The sequence below is a fragment of the Streptomyces sp. NBC_01210 genome, from assembly GCF_036010325.1.
GTDB lineage: Bacteria > Actinomycetota > Actinomycetes > Streptomycetales > Streptomycetaceae > Streptomyces.
This window is the reverse complement of the sequence record NZ_CP108549.1, coordinates 4,782,449-4,799,737: the sequence shown is the minus strand read 5'-3', so window position 1 is coordinate 4,799,737 and position 17,289 is coordinate 4,782,449. Positions and strand designations below refer to the sequence as shown.

The window sequence follows — 17,289 nt, the reverse complement described above, 5'->3', positions numbered from 1 at the left end:
CGCGGGCGACCGGCCGTCACTCCTTTCGAGAAGCCCGGGAGACCTGGCCTCCGACGGTGAGTGCGGCTTCCGCCTGCGCGAGCGTCGCCGGGTGGCCGAAGAGTCCGGGCAGGCCGCCCGAGTGCAGAAGGATCGTGCGCTGTCCAGGAGCGATGTCGCCGTCTTCGGTCGCTGCGATCAGGCCGGCCATCGCGCGTCCGGTGTAGATCGGGTCGAGCACGATGCCTTCGGTGCGTGCGGCCAGCGTCATCGCGGCCATGACCCGCTCGGTCAAAACACCGTAACCGTCGCCGACCTGGTCGAGCCGGAGCCTGAGTTCCTCCGGCGCGCGGTGCGTGCCGGACAGGCCGGAGGCCAGTTCGGACACGGTCCGGGCAGGGTCGGTGACGGCACCGCAGTGGACGCCGAGGACGCGCGCGGGACCCAGCACGTCGACCAGGCCGGCCATGGTGCCACCGGAGCCGAGCGCGACGACCACAGTCGCCAAGTCGGGAGCTTGGGTGAGGAGTTCGCGTCCGCATTCGACGTACCCGCGCGCACCGAGCACGCTCGAACCACCGAAGGGGATGAGCACGGGGACAGCGCCGCGCCGTCGCAACTGCTCCGCCACCTGCTCGGCGGCGGAGCGGAGGGCCTCGGCGTCGACGGCACCGGCCCACACGACCGTGGCGCCGAAGAGCCCGTCGAGGGCGAGGTTGCCGGAGGCCGACGAGCCGGCTGAGCCGGCGAGCACGAGGACGACGTCGAGCCCCAGCCGGGCGCCGGCTGCCGCGGTCAACCGCGCGTGGTTGCTCTGCGGCGCGCCAGTGGTCACAAGGGTCGTCGCGCCGTCGGCCAGTGCCGCGCCGCAGAGCCACTCAAGTTTGCGGATCTTGTTGCCGCCGCCGCCCAGGCCGGTGAGGTCGTCGCGTTTGATCGACAGGTCGTCCGGGTTGAGGCCGAGTGCACCGGCCAGCCGCGGCATGGGTTCGAGCGGGGTCGGCCACGTGCCGAGCGTGGCCCGTTGCGGGGTTCGGCTGTCGGAGGTCATCGTCACCAACCTTTTCCGCGATGCTCCTGGGCTCACACCGGTGCGGAACGGGTGAGGGGCGAGAAGGCGTGCTGCGGCATTGCGCCCGAGGGTTTCCCGGTCGCGGCGGGCGTTGCTCGCCGGGCTCGAGAAGTCCCTCTTCAGCTTCACCGTACGGGCCGGCGAAAGGGGACATCTGGCTCCGCACGCGAACGGCTCAGCCATGCGGTGTCGGCGACGCACCCCCCTGCAGCCCGATCAGCCTCGGCAGTCCCGCCTGATCGGAGCCGACCTTGCGATAGATGTCCGACAGCAGCCGGGTCACCATCTGGTTCTGGGCACCCAGCGCCTCGGCGATGCGGGCGTTCGACCACCCGCGAGCGGCCCATTCGGCCACTGTCCGCTCCTGCGCGGTGAGCGACTCCGTGGCTGCGGTGCGCAGCTGGAGCGGCCACAGACCGGCTGCGTCCAGCTCCTCGCGGGCCCGCGCCGCGAGGGCGTCGGCCCCGCCCTGCACGGCGCCTTCCAGTCCACGGTGAAGCTGCTCGGCGGCGCCCTGCGGCAGCCCGGCACGGCGCAGTGCGACGCCGTGGTCCACCAGCGCACACGCCAGGTCGTAGCCGGAAGGGGAGCGCTCGAGGTGTACGACAGCCTCGGCCAGCAGGGTCACCCGCTCCGCACCGTGGGTCACCGACGCCATGGCACGCAACGCCTGCCCGATGGCGGACTGGGTACCGAATCGGCGGGCCCTGCGAACACCTTCGGAGGCGAGCTCGAGAGCCCGTTCCGGGTCGGAGGCTTCCAGTGCCTGGGCCAGGTGGAGCTGCCAGGGGCACCAGGCGGGGTTGCGCATGCCGCGCGGTTCGAGCCGCTCGCCGACCCGGACGAGCTGCTGCTCAGCTTCCCGCCGCATGCCCAAGGCGAGCAGCAGCTCGCTGTAGACGGTCTGGGAGTCCGGGTACACCACGGCGCTGGGCACGACCTCGCCGTAGCTGTACGTGGTGGCGAGTTCTTGGGCGTCCCGGGTGCGGCCGCGGGCGAGCAGGATCTCGATGAGGATGCCGATGGCGAAGTACTGTGCGGGCACCTGGCGCCCGACCCTGTCCGCGATCCGCAGTCCGGCGCGGACCAGGGTCTCGGCCTCGTCAAGGCGTCCGCGACGATGGCGGATATAGCCCAGAAGCGTGTAACCGAACGAGAGATGGGCGCCGCGCCAGCCCTTGCTCTCGCATTCTGCGATGCCCTTGTTGAAGAGTTCCTCCGCTCGTCCGGGCTGGTCGCAGTACATGAAGGTGAGGGCGACCAGGACCGGGACCTCGAAACCCCACTGCTCGTCGGTCCACTTGAGGCCCTCGCCGAGGGCTTCTTCCGCGTAGTGGAGCGCGGTGGCCGCAGGCTCGCCGCGCACCATGGCGTCCCAGGCGCGCAGCCCCAGGATGTACCGCTCCGCGATGCCCCGGCCGGTGAGGTGCTCGGCAAGCCGGGCCAACCTGCGCGAGCGGGCCGACGAGTCCTGTTCGTCGGCCCGGAAGGCGTTCCACATGAACTGCTCCGCCTGCATGCGCAGCCGCGTTCTTGTGTCGGTGGCCCCCCGGGCGGCTTCGGCAACCGTCACGGCGGCCTCGGCCATCCGGTCCGAGTGGCCGAGGGCCTGTGCCAGCCGGTAGACGATTGCCTCGCGCAGTGCGGGGTCCAGGACGGGCTCGTCCAGTGCGGCCCGCAGATGGTTGACCGTGGTCGCGGGTTCGGTCAGCAGGGCGGAGCAGCCGAGTTCGAACAGGAGGTCGGCCCGCTCCTCCAGGGCGGGTGGCTCGCGGAGCGCCCGGGCGAGGCAGCGCCGGGCGGCCTCGGGAGCACCTGCCCTGAGGTACTCGCGGGCGGCTTCGCGGAGCTGTCGCACGGCCCAAGGGTCGCTCTCGGGGTGCATCTCCAGCAGGTGCCGGGCAGCCGTGGTGGCGCCCAGGCCCGCACTCGACACGATCGCGGCGGCCTGGCCGTGCATGGCGACACGGAACGCCGCGGGTATCGCCCGGTAGACGGCGGTGGCGACCAGCGGGTGGAAGAACTCCAGACGGTCGTCTTCGGCGGCGTCCGGAGCCGCGTCGGCGAGGATGCGGGCCTCGCGCAGCCGGGCGACGGCGTCGGCGGACTCGGCCTCGCCCAGTCCCCCGACGCTCGCGGCCAGGCTCCGGGATGCCTCGGAGCCCAGCACGGCGGCACTCCAGGCGAACCGGACGGCGGAGGTGCCGAGCCGCTCCAGCCGCTCGACGAGTCCGCCGCCCTTCACCGCGGAGGCGAGTTCCCGCAGTTCGGGAACGTGTACGACCTGCGGCTTCAGCCCGCGATCGGCGACCTTGGCGACCAGTTCGACGGTCTCGAAAGGGTTCCCTCCGGTGACCGCCCAGGTCTCGCGGCAGAACGCCTCATCGGCTTCCTCACCCAGAGTTTCCCGGACGATGCGGCTGACACCGCTGGGGGTGAGCGGAATGAGGTCGAAGGGGCGCGATCCAAGGCGTTCGGCCAGCTTGCCGAACGCCACCGCATCGACGGGGAGTTCATCGGAGCGGTAGGCCACGACGAGGAGCATCGGGAGTTCGGTGACCCGCGGCGCGAAGCCGGTGAGCCAGGCCAGCGACTCGGCGTCGGCCCAGTGGGCGTCGTCCAGCATGACCACCAGCGGCGCGTGCTGCACGGCGAAGCGGGTGGCGATCCAGTCCAGGCCGTCCCGTACCCCCTGCGGATCGGGGGAGACGTTTCCGTTCCCCGCCACCAAACCCACAGCAGGGGCGACGATGTCATACCAACTGCCCAGCATCTTGCGGTGTTCCTTCTCGGAACCTGCCGCAAGTACGGGCTGCACGAGCTGGCGTACGACATGGAATGCCACGCCCTGCTCCTGCTCTCCTCCGCAGGCGAAGAGCACCGTGCAGCCGCGGGCCACGGCCCTCCTGCGCACCTCGGTGAGGAGTGTGGTCTTGCCGAGTCCGGCCGGCCCGGCGAAGGCCACTAAGCCGCCCGTGCAGGGTGCGACCGGCCCGGTGAACGACGCGCCCAGGTCGGTCAACAGGGCATCCAGTGCCGCGAGTTCCGCGTCACGTTCCAGTAGCAGTCGGCGCGGTCGCCCCGGCCGGTCTCCCGTGTAGGCCACATCCGTTCCTTCGGCCGCGTGTCGGTCCCCGAGTATGCGAAGCGTACGCCCGCCGAGACGTTCCGTAGTCCTCAGCGGAAGTCTTGCCCGCGGAGACGAATGGATTCTGGTAGTACCGGCAACCGCACGGCGGTTCCTCTGTCCCCACCTCCCGATGCGCCTCCCCAGGGGGCGCGTACGCGGTCGCGTACGCCGGTATCACGCCACATGACACCCGTCGCTCAAGGTCGCTCGGGCAATGCGGCGCCTAGCCTCGTAGGGCGGCGAGAACGCGTCAGACCAGTACCGCCGAGCCGGTGGGATGCGCCGCGACACCCAGGGGGTGCGTATGGCGAACACGATGACTTCCGGCCCTTCCGGCCTTCCCAGGGTCCCCTCGGACCCGACCCGGCGCACCGCGGCCATCAGGATCCCGTTCCCTGCCCGCTTCAGCCCGCACGCGGAGCGCGCACGGCGACACACACTGCAGTGGCTGCAGGAGACGGGCTTGCTGACGGGGGAAGCCGAGACGGCGGAGTACGACGCGCTGCGGCTCGAGCGGCTGATGGCGTACTTCTATCCCGACGGCACAGGCAACGACCTTGAGCTCGCGGCCGACTTCAACGCATGGTTCTTCATCTTCGACGATCAGTTCGACGGTCGGCTGGGGATGCGGCCCGCGGCTATCGAGCATGTGGTGACCACCCTCGTACGGACCATGACGGCGGATGGCACGCCCTCGGTGTCCGGCAGGGCGGGCCCACCGCTCGTCCAGGGGTTCCGAGACATCTGGCGCCGGGCCACCGCCGGTACCCCGTACGGCTGGCAGCGTCGGTTCCGTACACATTGGCAGGCCTACATGGCCGCCTATCAAGGGGAAGCACACCACCGGAACGCCGACCGCCTGCCTTCTGTTGAGCAGCTCCTCAAGGTCCGGCGGGACTCCATAGGCGTACAGCCCTGCCTCGACTTCACCGAGAGGTGCGGCGGATACACCCTGCCGGACGAGCTGCACGACTCTTCCCCACTCCAGGAGATGCGTGAGATCACCGGCGATGTGGTGATCTTCGTCAACGACATCGTCTCGCTCGCCAAGGAACTGGCCGCCGGGGATGTGAACAACAGCGTCATCGTCCTCCGCGAACAGGAGGGTTGCTCCCTGGAGCGGTCCGTCGAGCACATCGCCGCCCTCGCCAATGCGCGGACAGCCCGATTCGCCCAGCTCGCCGCCACCCTTCCCAGGACGCTGAGCGAACGGGGTGTGCCTGCGGAAGTGCGCGGGCACATCGACCACTATGTGGAGGGCATGGGTCACCTGATGGCGGGCAACCTCGCCTGGTCGCTCGCGACGTCCCGCTACGACGTGGCCGGAATCGCCGCCGTGAGCGGCGGACGGCAACGGCCCTGGGCATATCTCGCCGCGGCAGCCGAGTCCTTGGCCGAACGCGTTACGCGGAACGCGTCGACGGAGAGTTGAGCAGCCTCTGCTCCTGGGCCGTACCACCGACCCTCGAACCCCGACTCTTGACACCCAGGCGCGCCAACCGGCACGTGACCAGGCCCGACAGGCCTCCGAAACAGCTGGGCGGTCGGCGTACAGCAGATGCGCTCCATGACCAGCGGGCTGCAGTCGCTGACGCTCCCGCCGGTTGTGGAACTGATCACCGCTGCCACCAGGGATGCGTCGCATGCCCTGCCTTGTGGAGCGGTGGTGTGCGACGGCACACTTCGCATGTGAGGACGCTGAAGCCGACAGCACGAACCCTCGAGCTCGTCGCCGTGATCGCGGACCGACTGGCCCTCGATTTCGACGAGACCCTTGCCGAGATGGACGCTGCCGCAATCGAGGCGGTCCCGGCGTTCGGGGCCGACGCCGCGATCGCGGCCGAACTGACCGCCAACCACCGCAGCCTCCTGGAACGATTCCTCACCTGTGCGCGGCACGCGGAGGCACCCCTGCCGATCGGTGTCCCGCCCGAGACCCTCGACGGTGCCCGCACGATCGCGCGTCGAGGTATCGACCTCGACGCGATCTACGCGAGCTCCCGGCGTGCCCAGCAGGTGGTGCTCGAACGCTGGATGGCCTGCGCGTACGAGGTCGTCGGGCCCGGGCCCGAACTGATGGGCGTCACCGAGCTCTCGCTCTCGCTCACCTTCCGCTACGTCGACCAGACGCTCCGTGTCGTTCTCGCCGAGGCCCAGCGCGAGCGCGAGGAGGTGATCGGCGGCGCGCTCGCCCGGCGCACCGAGACCGTCCGGTTGATCCTGGACGGCGCGCCCGTCGACCCTGCGGTCGCCGGTCAGCGGATGGCTTACGCGCTCGACCGGAGCCACACCGCAGTCGTCGTCTGGGCTGAGCCGCCCGGTGCGCCTCACGGAGCGTTGGAGTCGGCGGCATTCGTGCTCGCCCGCGCCGCAGGCGCACGCAAGCGTCTTACGCTGCCCGCAGGGACGACCACGCTGTGGGCCTGGATCGGTACCAACGGAGAACCGCCCCTCGAGGATCTGCGCTCGGCGATGGCGCGGACCCATGACAGTCTGCGGGCCGCGATCGGCCCCACTCGTCAGGGCATAGCCGGCTTTCGCGCCAGCCACGAGGCCGCTCTGACCGTGCACCGTCTGCTCCTCGGCAACCCCGACAGCGAACGGCTCGCTTCCTACCGGGAACTCGAGGTCACCGTGCTCGCTGCGCAGGATCCACGCCATGCCGCCGAGTTCGTCGCGACCACACTCGGACCACTTGCCGAGGAGGAACCCACGGCGGCACGACTGCGCGAGACGCTCCGCGTCTATCTCGAGGAGGCCGAGAACGCGCCGCGTGCCGCCGCCCGCCTGTACACCCACCGCAACACGGTCCTCAAACGCATCGTGCGGGCGACCGAGCTGCTCGGTTATGAGCCGGGCGAGCGACGCCTCGCAGTCGAGCTGGCGCTCGAGCTCAGGCGGCGTCTCGGACCGCCCGCCGGCTGAGCGCGCCGGCGTCGGCCACGGCGGCAAGGACTCGCGCCCCGGCCCTGGTCGGCGGCACGACGGCGGTGGCTGCGCGCGCGACGGGCGTGCTGCTCAGCGCGCTCCGGGTATACCGCCGGGCAGGGGAGGTGGGCATCGGCTCTGCGGGAACCCCGGATGGAGGACTCGCCCCGGGCGCACCGGTCGGCGCCCGGGGCGAGTCCTGGCCCGCGCGGTTCAGAGCCGCCTGAGCAATGCGTCAGGACCCAGGTCGGCAATCGTCGGGTAGCCGTCGATCGCCATCAGCAGATCCGCCTCGGCCAGCAGCGATCGCAGGACGTGCACGATGCCGTCATCGCCGCCGAGTGCGAGCCCGTATGCGTAGGGCCGGCCGATCGCGACGGCCGTCGCGCCCAAGGCGAGGGCTTTGACGATGTGTTCCCCGCCGCGCACACCGGAGTCGAAGATGACCGGGGTGCTGCCCGCGGCCTCCACCACTGCCGGGAGCAGGTCGACCGCGGGGATGCCGCCGTTCGCCTGGCGGCCGCCGTGGTTGGAGCAGTAGATGCCGTCGATGCCGCCGTCGATCGCGCGCCGTGCGTCGTCGGGGTGGCAGATCCCCTTGAGCAGCAGCGGCAGATCGGTCAGCGACCGCAGCCATGCCAGGTCGTCCCAGCTGAGCGTCGGGTCGGCGAACTCCGACGCCCACACGAGTGCCGCGGCCCGCACATCCTCCTCCGGGGGCTTCGCGAGCTTGGCCCGGAACACCGGATCGGAGAAGTAGTTGGCCAGGCAGTGGCCTTGCAGCTGCGGGAAGTTGCCGATTCCCAGGTCGCGTGGGCGCCAGCCCAGCTGCCAGGTGTCGAGGGTGATGACGATGCCCTTGAAGCCGGCCGCCTCGGCGCGCGACACCAACGACTTCGCGACCTCGCGGTCCTTGGGGGGGTAGAGCTGGAAGAACCCGGGCGTGTCACCGAGTTGTGCGGCGACGGTCTCGAGCGGGTCGACCGAGAGTGTCGAGGCGACCATCGGCACGCCCGACTTCGCCGCGGCGCGCGCGGTCGCGAGGTCGCCGTGTCCGTCCTGCGCGCACAGGCCGATGACCCCGACCGGAGCGAGCAGCAGCGGTGTCGGCAGCGACATCCCGAAGAGGTCGATCGAGAGGTCGCGCTGGGCGGCGCCGCTCAGCATCCGCGGGATCAGGCCCCACCGGTCGAACGCGGTGACGTTGGCGTCCTGGGTGTACTCGTTGCCGGCCCCGCCCGCGACGTAGGACACGATGTCCGGCGGGAGCGCCGCGTGCGCGCGGGCCTCGAGCTCCGCATAGGTGAACGGCAGGTTCTCGCGCACACCCGACAGGCCGCGCATATAGACCTCGAGCTGGAAATCGCCGAAACTCGGCGGCGTATTCGTCATGATCTGTCCAATGGGTGGGCCGTGCAGGCGCTGAGCCGGCGGGCGGCGAGATGCGGGTGAGCGCGTACATGAGGTGGGCCTCGGGCGTGACCGGCGCGATCGCGCGGTTGCGTCCCACCGCACGCATATGTTCACCGCGACACGCTCGGGTGGGTAGCCGAGACGCTCGTACAGTTTCTGAATCCGGACGGACCGTTCGTCGGCGTCGGCCCCGCAGGCGGAACCGGCGCCGGCTGGATCTCCGGCCCGCGCGATGCTCGTAGGCGTGATCGCGGTGTTGATGGCGCGGTCACGATCATGTGCGGGCGCAGCTCGACGCGCAGGGCCTCGGTGAAGCCGAGCACGCCGAACTTCGTGGTGGAGTACGCGCACGACCGGGGTGGCGCAGTAACCGGCGGACGACGCCTCGTTGACGACGTGCCCTCCGGTGCCGCCCTCGATCATGCGGGGGACGAAGCGCTCGCAACCGTGCACGGCTCCCTTGATGTTGACCGCGATCTGCCGGTCCCCGTCCCTGGGCTCGGTGTCCAGGGACTTGGAGAGGACGCCGATGCCGGCGTTGTTGATGAGCAGGCCGGCTTCGTCGCACGCATGTGCGGTGCGGCAGTGTCGGTGCGAGCCCTCGCCTTGCTCGTCCCACCCCTCGGACTGCTCAACGCCGACGCGTTCATCCCTTGTTGGCCATGGCGGACCAGCGTACGGAGAGCCAACGTCCGAAGGGCGGGGCGACGCGGCTCGCGAGGTACATGACGTGGGCCTCGAAGCCAACGGGGGCGACGGCGCGGTTGCGAGCGACGGCGCGCAGGATGGTCTTGGCGACCTGCTCGGGCCGGGCAGCGGTCCTCTGGAAGAAGCTGGCGACATTGCCTGCCCGTTCCTCGGCGTTTGCCCCGCGGACCGGGCCCGTGCCGACGATCGGCGTGTTGGTCGGCCCCGGGCAGGAGGCGGTGACACCAATCTTGTGGGGGCGCATCTCCATACGCAGGGCCTGGGAGAGCCCGAAGACCGCGAACTTGGTGACGGAGTAGGAGGTCATGGCGGGGCTGGGCATATAGCCGGCCGCCGAGGAGACGTTGACGACGTGGCCGCCGCGACCGCGTTCGATCATCCGGGGGAGGAAGCGTTCGCAGCCGTGCACGACGCCCTTGACGTTGACCGCCAGCTGCCGGTCCCAGTCCTCGGGCAGGGTGTCGAGGAAACCGCACCAGACGCCGATACCGGCATTGTTGATGAGCACGTCGACCGCGCCGAAGCGAGCGTGCACGGCGTCGGCGAAGGCGTCCATCGACGCGAGGTCGGAGACGTCGGCTGTCTTCGCGAGCACGTCGACGCCGAGGGCGCGGGCAGCCGCCGCGGTCTCGTTGAGTCCGGCCTCATCGCGGTCGCAGAGGACGAGCGTCGCGCCGCGCCGGGCGCTGAGCAGGGCGGTGGCGCGGCCGATGCCGCTGCCGGCGCCGGTGATGAGGACGACCTTGCCGTTGAGGTTCTTGAGCTTCATGGGTGACTCCGGTCGAAGGCGATGACTGATGCGGTGGGGAAGGCGCGCCCGACTTCCGCGTGGGCACGCGGGCACGGAGTCCGGGATCAGGTTTCTTCGCGACGGGGGGCAGACGTCTCGTGGCGAGTGAGGCTCGGTGCGAGGGTGCGGCGCAGGAATGCGAGCTGATCTGCCAGCGCGTTCGCCTGCGCCGAGCCCGTGTAGACGTCCAGATGGTCGATGGGGTACTCCACCAGCTGGGCCCGGCTGCCCGCCTTCGCGGCGGCCCGGCGCGCGGGCGCCGGTGGCACGAGTTGGTCGTGCGCCCCGGCCTGGATGAGCAGCGGGCAGGGGACCCGTGAAATGAACCTGATCGGCCGGTTGAACCCCACTTGGAGCGCCGTGCGTGCGCACACTTCGTTGCGCCAGCCCGGGCCGGCGACGGCGCGGTACGCCTTCAGGACCCCTCGCTTGACCATGATCGCGTTCGAGCCGGGCTCTCCGCCCACCGGAACGAGGTGAGGAGTGCGGCCGGTGACCGCCCTCAGCACGTCACGAAGACCGTTGCCGGTCGCCCTGACCAGGTGCAGCGGGCCGCCGTTGCGCGCCAGTTGCAGGATGACGCTGACTCCGTCCAACGCCGGCGTCATCGAGATGACCGCCGCTACATGCCGGTCCCGGGCAGCGACCACGACGACGTGGCCGCCCGCGTAGGAATTGCCCCAGAGCACGATCCGGGCTGGGTCGATTCCCGGCAGCCGACGAGCCGCGGCGATGGCTGCGTGGTAGTCCTGTCGTTGGCGCAGGAAGGAAACGTGCTGTCGTGGGGTTCCGGTCGAACCGCCGAACCCGCGGTAGTCGAAGAGCAGGACGTCAAGGCCGGCAGCCGCGAGGCCCTCGGCGTATTTCAGGAGGCCGCCGTCGCGGGTGCCCCCGAAGCTGGGCGCCATGACGACGCACGGCCGTCCGCCTGCGCCGGCGAACGCGTCACTGGTCGCCGGGAGATGCCAGGCGGCGCACTGGTCTTTGCCGCTGGGGAAGGTGATCTCGTGCATGGGTTCCCGTTCCTGGTCGGTCTGGAGTGGTGCGGGGCCGCTCGAAGGCCGCCGGCCGGAGCGCGCGCTCTGTCCGGCGCTGCGTCGTGGCGTTGGGCGACCAACGTAGGGCTGTGGTGCGCCGGGCGGAATCGCCGTAGGCACACACTTGGACCTGCGAGGTGTGCGTTGGCACACCGGGAGGTCGCAGGGCCGGACAAGGGCGCATCACGGCGCTGCAAATGTGTCCGGACCCGGTACGGCGGGCTGCCCGCGCGAACGGGCAGCCCGCCGTCCTTCGTCACCGACGGCCCGTCACTGCCGTGTCATGGCGATCCGCCGGCGTTCCTCGATCGGGATGAGGTGCTCCTGGTTGCCGCGGCGGCGTCCACATCGATCTGCACCCATCGGATCTCGCCGGTGAAGTCGTTGCCGCGCGCCGGCTGGTCGGGCGTGACGGGCGAGCCCGACTGGTGGCCCACGTCCGTCGTCTCGTCGCCGGAGAACACGATGGCCTGGGTCACCGGCAGCTGCCCGCGGCCCACCTCGTCACCGTCGAGGTAGAGCGTGACAGTGCCGCCCTTGGCCGGTCAGCCCGGCCGCGGGCGGTCGGGCATGGGCAGGGCGGTGCGGGGGAGATGGTCGTGCGAGAGCACAGGGGCCCTCCTGTCTGGGATCGGTGACGGCACCGGCGTCGTCGGGCACTCGGGTGGGGTGACCGGCGGCGCTTGGCGTCAGGTGGTGCCGATGGCGCGATGCCTGCTGTCCGCGTCTGCGTCGGGCGGTGGGCCCTACTGCGGTAGCGCGGCCTCCAGGTAGGCGGTGAGTGCGATGCGGCCGTGGCGGATCACGTCGGTGTCGGGTTCGCGGCCCTCCCGGAACGCCAGGTCCAGGATTCGGTCGCCGAGTTCGACCAGCATCACGAAGACCAGCAGGTCGGTCTGTGGGGCGAGCAGGCCTGCCGCGACGGCCACGTCGTGCAGGCGCTGGGCGGTGCGGCGGTGGTAGCGCCGCACCTCGGCCCGCACCGTCGGCGAGACGCGCCCGTCCAGCCACAGCCGGGCGGCGTTGGGGTTGGCCTGGAAGTAGGCGACGACGGAGTCGAGTTCGCGCCCCACGAACTCCGTCGGTGACGAGGGCGACCAGCCCGCCTCGGTCTCGGCGAGGAAGGCGCCGAGCCGTTCGAGGTGCTGTTCCATCAGCGCGTCGAGGACCTGATCACGGTCGGCGAAGAAGCGGTAGAGCGAGGGCGCGGTGATGCCGGCGCGCTCGGCGATGGCACGGGTGGTGACGGCGTCGACGCCACCTTCCTCAAGGAGGGCGGCCGCGGCGTCGAGGATCCGCTCGACGGTCTCGCGACTGCGGGCCTGGACCGGCTGCCGGCGGCGCGGGCGGCCGGGTTCGGCCGGGTCCGGCCCGGAGCTGGACGGTTCGGGTTCTGGGCTCTTGACGACTGCTGCCATGGGTGGGAGGTTAACGCGACTCACGTTAGCTTTTCTAGAGGGGCTACCCGCATGACCGCTGAGTTCGAGCCGCAGCATCTGCGCGTTGTCGTCGTCGGGGCCGGATTCGGCGGGCTGGCCGCGGCCCACGCGCTCAAAACCCAAGGGGAGAATTTCGCCCTGCTGGAGCGGGAGCAGGAGGTCGGCGGCGTCTGGCGGGACAACACCTACCCGGGCTGCGCCTGCGACATCCCGTCGAATCTGTACTCCCTGTCCTTCGCGCCCAACCCGCACTGGACCCGGGCCTTCTCCCAGCAGTCCGAGATCCGCGACTACCTGCGCCGGGTCGCCCGCGACCACGGGCTGATACCGCACATCCGCTTCGGCTGCCGCCTGCTGGAGGCGGCCTGGGACGACGCCGCGCAGCGCTGGCGGATCGAGACCAGCACCGGACCGCTCACCGCCGACATGCTCATCGACGCCAGCGGCCCCATCGCCGAACCGTCGACCCCGCAACTGAAGGGCCTGGACGGATTCACCGGTGAGGTGTTCCACTCCGCCCGCTGGAACCACGACCTCGATCTGACCGGCCGCACAGTGGTCGTCGTCGGCACCGGCGCCTCGGCGATCCAGTTCGTACCCGCGATCCAGCCGCAGGTCGGGCGGATGACGGTGGTTCAGCGGACCGCACCGTGGGTCACCCCCCGGATGGACCGTGCCACGACCCGGACCGAACGACGGCTCTACACCGCCGCGCCATGGCTGCAGCGACTGGTACGCCACCGCCAGTACTGGATGCGTGAGCTGGTGACATGGAAGATCATGGTCTCGCCCCAGGTACGGCGGATCGCGACCAGGATGGCCCTGCACCACCTGCGCCGCCAGGTCGCCGACCCCGCGCTGCGCAAGCGCCTGACCCCGGACTGGGAGCTGGGCTGCAAGCGCATCCTGATCTCCAACAACTGGTATCCGGCCCTGTCGGCACCCAATGTCGAGGTGGTCAGCGCCGGCGTCCACGAGGTACGGGCGGACTCGGTGGTCACCACCGACGGCCGCGAGCACCCCGCCGACGTGATCATCTTCGGCACCGGCTTCCACGTCAGCGACCCGCCGATCGCGGAACACCTGCGCGGACGCGACGGCCGGACCCTGGCCGAATGCTGGAACGGCAACCCGCACACCTACCTCGGCATCACCGTGACCAACTTCCCCAACCTGTTCCGCCTCGGCGGCGCGGGCAGCGCCACCGGCCACAACTCCCATGTGTTCCAGGAGGAGTGCCAGGTGGCGTATGCAATGGACGCGCTGCGCCTGATGCGCGCACGCGGCATCACCAGCATCGAGGTCCGCGCCACGGACCAAAACACCTACATCGAACAGCAAACAGCACGGCTGGCAGGCACGGTCTGGTCGGTCGGCGGCTGCACGAGCTTCTACCAGGGCGCAGACGGCCTGGCCTCGGCCAACTGGCCAGACGCGACCTGGAAATACCGCCGCACGACACGCCGCTTCGACCCCACCCCCTACGAACTGCGCACCGCAGCCACTGCCGCGCCCGCAGCGCACTGAACCACCACACCACTTCCACCGCACACGACAGGGAGACCTGGTCATGACCAACCTTGCGCACAGCCTGGTCGCGTCGGCGACCCGCGACGGCGACGCCCCCGCGATCCGCCTCGGCGACAGCGTGCTGACCTACGCGAAGCTCGACAAAGCCAGTGCCCACGTGGCGGGACTGCTGCGCGACCGGGGCGTGCAGCCCGGCGACCGGGTCGGCATCATGCTGCCCAACGTGCCGCAGTTCGCCGCCGTGTACTACGGCATCCTGCGCGCCGGCGCCGTGGTGGTGCCGATGAACGTGCTGCTCAAGGCACGTGAGGTGGCGTTCTACCTGGGTGACTCGCAAGCGAAGCTGGTGCTGGCCTGGCACGGGTTCGCCGAGGACGCCCTGGCCGGCGCGGCCACCGCGGGCACCGAGTGCCTGCTGGTGACGCCGGGCGATTTCGAGACCCTGCTCGCCATCACCACTGCGCAGGCCGGGATCGTGGAGCGCGACGCGTCGGACACCGCCGTCATCCTCTACACGTCGGGTACCACCGGTACACCCAAGGGCGCCGAGCTGACCCACGCCAACCTGACCAGCAACACCCGAGTCTCGGTCGACCTGTTCTCACTCACGGCCGGCGACATGGTGCTCGGCGCGCTGCCGCTGTTCCACGTCTTCGGCCAGACCTGCGGCCTGAACGCCTCGATCGCTGCCGGCGCCTGCCTGGCGCTGGTGCCCCGCTTCGACGCGCCCGCGGTGCTCGACACGATCCAGCGCCACCGGGTCAGCATCTTCCAGGGCGTACCCACAATGTACGTCGGGCTGCTGAGCCACCCGGAGCGGGCGAAGTTCGATGTGGACAGCCTCCGGCTGTGCGTGTCAGGCGGATCGGCGCTGCCCGTGGAGGTACTGCACGCGTTCGAGGCCGAGTTCGGCTGCGTCATCGTGGAAGGCTACGGACTGTCCGAGACCTCGCCGGTGGCCTCGTTCAACCACCCCGACCGGGTACGCAAGCCGGGGTCGATCGGCCAGCCGGTCGACGGGGTCGAGATGACGCTGCTGGACGTCACGGACGGCGTCGGCGAGATCGCCATCCGCGGCCACAACATCATGAAGGGCTACTGGGGCCGCCCGGAGGCCACCGCCGAAGCGATCGACGCCGACGGCTGGTTCCGCTCCGGTGACCTGGCCCGGGTCGACGAGGACGGCTACTACTTCATCGTCGACCGCAAGAAGGACCTGATCATCCGCGGCGGCTACAACGTCTACCCGCGCGAGATCGAGGAGCTGCTGTACACCCACCCGGCAGTGCGCGAGGCCGCCGTCGTCGGCATCCCACACCCCGAACTCGGCGAGGAGATCTGCGCCGCCGTCGCGCTCAAGGACGGCGCCACGGCCACCCCCGAGGAACTGCGCGAGCACATCAAGGCGCAGGCGGCGGCATACAAGTACCCGCGGCACGTGTGGATCACCACGGAGCTGCCCAAGACCTCCACCGGCAAGATCCTCAGGCGCAGCGTCGAGGTGCCGGCGAGCATGACCGACCAGCAGACCACGATCTGAGCCCACCCCCTGGAAGCCGCCCTCTGCCATCGGCAGCACACGGCAGAAGGCGCGCCCGGTCATCCCGCACCCCCCGCAGCCCCGGCCCCTACGCCGGCAACCGCCCTCCCGACAACGAGAGAAGGAGGCGACATCGAATGAACAAGGCGTCCACTGCGGCCGCACCACCCCCTGCGGGGCGGCCGGCTGCCGGGACAGCCGGCGAACCGGGCGTGACCCGCAGATACGCCTGGGGCGTGTTCGCGATGGCGTTCGCGCTCATGATGTCCGACTACCTCTCCCGGCAGCTGATCGTGTCGTTGTTCCCGCACCTCAAGCAGGAGTGGGGACTGTCCGACGCACAGCTCGGCGGCCTGGTCTCCGTCGCCTCGGTGACCATCGCACTCGGCACCTTCCCGATCGCGCTACTGGCCGACCGGTGGAGCCGGGGCAAGAGCATCGCACTGATGGGCAGTATCTGGAGCCTGGCCACCCTCAGCGCGGCCTTCACCCACAACTACGGGCAGCTGTTCGCGGCCCGCGCCGCGGTCGGCCTCGGCGAGGCGGGGTACGCACCCGCCGGTGCGCTGCTGAGCCGACGGTTCCCGGAGCGTCTGCGGGCCACCGTCTTCGGTGCGCTCCTGATCCCGGTGTTCTGCGGGTTCGCCGCGGTCTTCTTCTGGTTCGCCTCCCGCCACTACGGCAGCGACCTGCGCCGCGTCGAGGCCGGTACCCCCACGTACAACTCCTCCGACGAGGACGTCGCCCTATGAGTTTCGCCGTCGAACCCGACGACATGGTGTGGATTCCAGGCGGCCGGTTCCTCATGGGGTCGAACCGCCACTACCCCGAGGAGGCTCCGGCCCACCCCGTGAGCGTCGACGGTTTCTGGATCGACCCGCATCCGGTCACCAATGCCCAGTTCCAGGCCTTCGTCGAGGCCACCGGGTATCGGACGATCGCCGAGCGGCCCGTGGACCCGTCCGCGTATCCCGGCGCCGACCCGGCCATGCTGGCACCGGCTTCGGCGCTGTTCACGCCGCCATCGCGTCCGGTGGACCTGAGTGACCCGTACCAGTGGTGGTCCTACGTGCCCGGCGCGAACTGGCGGCACCCGGGCGGTCCGGGCACATCGCTGCGCGAGCGTCTCGATCACCCGGTGACCCATGTGGCGTGGCCGGATGCGCTCGCGTACGCGGAGTGGGCCGGCAAGCAGATCCCCACCGAGGCCGAGTGGGAGTACGCCGCGCGCGGCGGCCTGCCCGACAGCGATTTCGCCTGGGGCGACGAACTCAACCCGGGCGGCCGGTACATGGCCAACACCTGGCAGGGCGAGTTCCCGCACGAGAACCTGCAGTTGGACGGCTACGACCGCACCTCGCCGGTCGGGACCTTCCCGGCCAACGACTACGGCCTGCACGACATGATCGGCAACGTGTGGGAGTGGACGTCGGACTGGTACGCCGAGCACCGACGCCTCGCGACCAACGCGCCGACCTGCTGCGGCGCACCACCGCCACGCGTCAACCCGGTTGGCGGCGAGGAGGCGGACAGCGCCGAACCCGGTCAACACCAGCGCATCCCCCGCAAGGTGATGAAGGGCGGCTCACACCTATGCGCGCCGAACTACTGCGGCCGCTACCGTCCCGCCGCACGACTGCCCCAGCCGATCGACACCTCGACCTGCCACCTGGGCTTCCGCTGCATCGTCCGCCCGGCCGCGTGAACCGCCGGGCGCATGCGC

General features: G+C 70.5%; 13 protein-coding genes and 1 pseudogene. 6 read left to right on the top strand and 8 right to left on the bottom strand.

The window, feature by feature from the left end; genetic code table 11:
* Positions 1-16: 16 nt before the first annotated feature.
* A complete protein-coding gene (locus tag OG735_RS21730; protein WP_327324842.1) occupies positions 17-1,030 on the bottom strand; it encodes a D-cysteine desulfhydrase family protein in 1,014 nt (337 codons plus the stop codon).
* A gap of 196 nt (positions 1,031-1,226) precedes the next feature.
* Entirely contained in the window at positions 1,227-4,157 is a 2,931-nt protein-coding gene (locus OG735_RS21725) for an ATP-binding protein (RefSeq protein ID WP_327324841.1), read from the bottom strand.
* Positions 4,158-4,458: 301 nt separating this feature from the next.
* Between OG735_RS21725 and OG735_RS21720 the strand changes: the two genes are divergently transcribed.
* Positions 4,459-5,613, top strand: coding sequence for an isoafricanol synthase (locus OG735_RS21720; RefSeq protein WP_327324840.1), 1,155 nt, complete (start codon positions 4,459-4,461; stop codon positions 5,611-5,613).
* 257 nt (positions 5,614-5,870) lie between these two features.
* Positions 5,871-7,106: a PucR family transcriptional regulator gene (locus OG735_RS21715; protein WP_327324839.1), complete on the top strand. Its 1,236-nt coding sequence runs from the start codon at positions 5,871-5,873 to the stop codon at positions 7,104-7,106.
* A gap of 216 nt (positions 7,107-7,322) precedes the next feature.
* Here OG735_RS21715 and OG735_RS21710 read toward each other — a convergent pair whose 3' ends face one another.
* The 6 genes and pseudogenes from OG735_RS21710 to OG735_RS21690 form a co-directional block, all read right to left on the bottom strand.
* Entirely contained in the window at positions 7,323-8,501 is a 1,179-nt protein-coding gene (locus OG735_RS21710) for a lactate 2-monooxygenase (RefSeq protein WP_327324838.1), read from the bottom strand.
* A gap of 390 nt (positions 8,502-8,891) precedes the next feature.
* A pseudogene (locus tag OG735_RS42000) lies at positions 8,892-9,269 on the bottom strand (SDR family NAD(P)-dependent oxidoreductase); the annotation flags it as partial.
* Positions 9,169-9,999 carry an SDR family NAD(P)-dependent oxidoreductase gene (locus tag OG735_RS21705; protein WP_327324837.1) on the bottom strand — a complete coding sequence of 277 codons (831 nt, stop codon included), beginning with the start codon at positions 9,997-9,999 and terminating at the stop codon, positions 9,169-9,171. The gene OG735_RS21705 and the pseudogene OG735_RS42000, both read right to left, overlap by 101 nt.
* Before the next feature lie 86 nt (positions 10,000-10,085).
* Positions 10,086-11,033 carry an alpha/beta hydrolase gene (locus tag OG735_RS21700; protein WP_327324836.1) on the bottom strand — a complete coding sequence of 316 codons (948 nt, stop codon included), beginning with the start codon at positions 11,031-11,033 and terminating at the stop codon, positions 10,086-10,088.
* A gap of 305 nt (positions 11,034-11,338) precedes the next feature.
* Positions 11,339-11,557, bottom strand: a complete 219-nt coding sequence (locus tag OG735_RS21695; RefSeq protein WP_327324835.1) for a hypothetical protein — start codon at positions 11,555-11,557, stop codon at positions 11,339-11,341.
* A gap of 246 nt (positions 11,558-11,803) precedes the next feature.
* Entirely contained in the window at positions 11,804-12,475 is a 672-nt protein-coding gene (locus tag OG735_RS21690) for a TetR/AcrR family transcriptional regulator (RefSeq protein ID WP_327321948.1), read from the bottom strand.
* 51 nt (positions 12,476-12,526) lie between these two features.
* Between OG735_RS21690 and OG735_RS21685 the strand changes: the two genes are divergently transcribed.
* The 4 genes from OG735_RS21685 to OG735_RS21670 all read left to right on the top strand — a co-directional run bounded on the left by OG735_RS21685 (position 12,527) and on the right by OG735_RS21670 (position 17,271).
* A complete protein-coding gene (locus tag OG735_RS21685; RefSeq protein WP_327324834.1) occupies positions 12,527-14,023 on the top strand; it encodes a flavin-containing monooxygenase in 1,497 nt (498 codons plus the stop codon).
* Positions 14,024-14,066: 43 nt separating this feature from the next.
* Entirely contained in the window at positions 14,067-15,566 is a 1,500-nt protein-coding gene (locus OG735_RS21680) for a long-chain-fatty-acid--CoA ligase (protein WP_327324833.1), read from the top strand.
* Positions 15,567-15,703: 137 nt separating this feature from the next.
* Positions 15,704-16,318: an MFS transporter gene (locus tag OG735_RS21675; RefSeq protein ID WP_327324832.1), complete on the top strand. Its 615-nt coding sequence runs from the start codon at positions 15,704-15,706 to the stop codon at positions 16,316-16,318.
* Positions 16,315-17,271 (top strand): formylglycine-generating enzyme family protein, encoded by a 957-nt coding sequence (locus OG735_RS21670; protein ID WP_327324831.1) that lies wholly within the window; start codon positions 16,315-16,317, stop codon positions 17,269-17,271. The genes OG735_RS21675 and OG735_RS21670 overlap by 4 nt, the downstream gene beginning before the upstream one ends.
* Positions 17,272-17,289 lie beyond the last annotated feature (18 nt).

Bases quoted from the DNA above. Each gene is read 5' to 3' on its own strand.
- OG735_RS21730 (WP_327324842.1), bottom strand. From the start codon at position 1,030: ATGACCTCCGACAGCCGAACCCCGCAACGGGCCACGCTCGGCACGTGG.
- OG735_RS21720 (WP_327324840.1), top strand. From the start codon at position 4,459: ATGCGCCGCGACACCCAGGGGGTGCGTATGGCGAACACGATGACTTCC.
- OG735_RS21710 (WP_327324838.1), bottom strand. From the start codon at position 8,501: ATGACGAATACGCCGCCGAGTTTCGGCGATTTCCAGCTCGAGGTCTAT.
- OG735_RS21705 (WP_327324837.1), bottom strand. From the start codon at position 9,999: ATGAAGCTCAAGAACCTCAACGGCAAGGTCGTCCTCATCACCGGCGCC.
- OG735_RS21700 (WP_327324836.1), bottom strand. From the start codon at position 11,033: ATGCACGAGATCACCTTCCCCAGCGGCAAAGACCAGTGCGCCGCCTGG.
- OG735_RS21690 (WP_327321948.1), bottom strand. From the start codon at position 12,475: ATGGCAGCAGTCGTCAAGAGCCCAGAACCCGAACCGTCCAGCTCCGGG.
- OG735_RS21685 (WP_327324834.1), top strand. From the start codon at position 12,527: ATGACCGCTGAGTTCGAGCCGCAGCATCTGCGCGTTGTCGTCGTCGGG.
- OG735_RS21680 (WP_327324833.1), top strand. From the start codon at position 14,067: ATGACCAACCTTGCGCACAGCCTGGTCGCGTCGGCGACCCGCGACGGC.
- OG735_RS21675 (WP_327324832.1), top strand. From the start codon at position 15,704: ATGAACAAGGCGTCCACTGCGGCCGCACCACCCCCTGCGGGGCGGCCG.
- OG735_RS21670 (WP_327324831.1), top strand. From the start codon at position 16,315: ATGAGTTTCGCCGTCGAACCCGACGACATGGTGTGGATTCCAGGCGGC.